Genomic DNA, 2,305 nt, shown 5'->3' with positions numbered 1-2,305 from the left:
TTTGAAGCCATGACTCCAAGCCCCAAACCTGTCATGGCCCGCGCCCCCGGCATCTCCCAGGAGATCGAGGACGCTGCCTGGTTTGTGCTCGGACCGGGGCTGCAGGGCAGGCCGTCTGCGCTGGACGGCAAGACCCTGACCTGGACGGCGGACGCTGCCGCGGAGCTGCTGGAACGCCTGGAGAAGGGTGTCCCCGACGCCAAGGCGCCCATGATGACCAACCTCCGGCAGAACCTCGAAGAGGCCTCCCGGGAGGCCAAACAGCTTGCCGTCGAGCTGCTCTTCCTGCAGTCGCTGCCGCTGGCCCACGAGGTCAAATCGCTCAAGGTCAAGCGCGCCCGCGTCGCTGAGGCAGCATCCTGGCTGGAGCCGCCGCTGGAGCTGCCCGAGGAACTCTACAAAGACATGACGGACCACGGCGTGATCAGGGACCGGACGGCCGAGTTCAACTGGACCATCTGGGACCACCTCAAGTGGCTGTGCCGGTTCGTCCAGCACGTGGACCAGCAGTCACCTTCCACCATCGCCAAAGCCCTGAAGGACCCGCAGAAATTCCACCAGCTCGCTGCAGCCACCCCGGGGGACCAGCCCGCCATCCGCCGCAGCATCGAATACCTGGCCTGGCCCAGCTTCTTTGAACCGGTGGTGGCGGACGTGGAGCGCCAGGAGATCAGGGACGCTTTCGCCTCCCTGGTGGGCGGCGCCAAGAGCGACACCGACGAGGACATCACCGCGGACATCCACCGCATCCGGCTGCATCTGGACGAGCAGGCCGGTCAGCGGATCGACTGGTACGCCCGCCAGCTGGTCAGCCAGTGGCGCAAGGTGGGGGATCCGGGCCGCCGTGCCTGGCTGCTCCGCACCCACAGCGACAACACCGAACTCCTCGCCGCCTGGCAGGCCGAGGAGAAGGTGACGCTCGACGTCGAACATCTCCGCCTCCTGGACCCCGGCGTCACTGCCGGGCTGGTCCAGCATGCCGTGGACGAGGACTACAAGCACTTGGGCTATGTGGAACGGGAGGACACCAAAACGGCCGTCTTCGCTTTCCTGACGGTCATGAAACCCGGCGACCTCGTCCTCTGCCAGCACGCCGGCGCTGTCCGGCTCGGTGTGGTGCTGGGCGAACCGGAACACAACGAGGACAACCGCAGGATGCGGCGCAAGGTCCGGTGGTTCGACGACGCCCACACCACCGCGGACCTGCCCCGGCACGTCCAGCGGCAGTTGGCCACGCCGGGAATCATCGTTGATGTCACCAAGGTGGTGCAGGCACTCCAGTCGCTCGTTCCCGCCGAGGCGGAACCCGACGACGACGACCCCGCCACTGCCGCCGTCGAGGTTGTCCCGGTCCACGAGGGTTTCCGCCCGCTCAGCCGCGGCTTCGCGGATTCGCTCCATATGGACCTCGAACCGCTGCAGGAAATCGCGGAACTGCTGGAGGAAAACCGGCAGTTGGTCCTGTACGGCCCGCCCGGGACCGGCAAAACCTACCTCGCCAAGCATCTCGCCGCGGAGCTTGCCGATGACAGCACCGACGAGCGTGTGAAGCTGGTCCAGTTCCACCCGTCGTACGCCTATGAGGACTTCTTCGAGGGGTACCGGCCGGACAAAACGGATGAGGGCCAGGTGTCCTTCAAGCTTGTGGCGGGGCCGCTGCGCCGGCTCGCCGAGGAGGCGGCCAAGCCCGGGAACGAAAGCAAGCCCTACTTCCTCATCATCGACGAGATGAACCGCGCCAACCTGGCCAAGGTGTTCGGGGAACTGTACTTCCTGCTCGAATACCGCGATGACCGGATCTACCTGCAGTACAGCCCCAACGAGCCATTCACCCTGCCTGACAACCTCTACATCATCGGCACCATGAACACGGCGGACCGCTCCATCGCCATGATGGATGCCGCCATCCGCCGCCGCTTCGCGTTCATCGAGCTGCATCCGCAGACCGAGCCGGTAAAGGGTTCGCTGCTGCGCTTTCTCCAGGCGCGGCAGCTGGACACCACGCCTGCGCTGTTGCTGGATGCGCTGAATGCGGCCATCGACGAGTGGGACCGGGACCTGATGATCGGCCCGTCCTACTTCATGAAGCCCGCAGCCCAGACCCCCGCCGGCCTGCGCCGGATCTGGAAGTACGAACTGATGCCGCTGCTGGAGGAGCACTACCACGGCCAGCTGAACCGGGCCCAGCTTGAGGAACGGTTCGGCCTGGACCAGTTGCTGGGACGCCTTGCTGCCAGCTAAGCCTGTGCAAGCCAAGCGGCTGCCTGCTGAAAAACTGCCAGCCAAGCCGCTGCCTGCTGAAAAA

At 65.7% G+C, this 2,305-nt stretch carries 1 protein-coding gene; it reads left to right on the top strand.

The window, feature by feature from the left end; translation table 11 throughout:
* Nucleotides 1-9: 9 nt before the first annotated feature.
* Nucleotides 10-2,241 carry an McrB family protein gene (locus DBR22_RS07390; protein ID WP_108598473.1) on the top strand — a complete coding sequence of 744 codons (2,232 nt, stop codon included), beginning with the start codon at nt 10-12 and terminating at the stop codon, nt 2,239-2,241.
* Nucleotides 2,242-2,305 lie beyond the last annotated feature (64 nt).

It is taken from the genome of Arthrobacter sp. HMWF013, assembly GCF_003061105.1.
Lineage (GTDB): Bacteria > Actinomycetota > Actinomycetes > Actinomycetales > Micrococcaceae > Arthrobacter.
The sequence above is the reverse complement of the archived record's forward strand: the minus strand, read 5'-3'. Positions and strand labels throughout refer to the sequence as shown.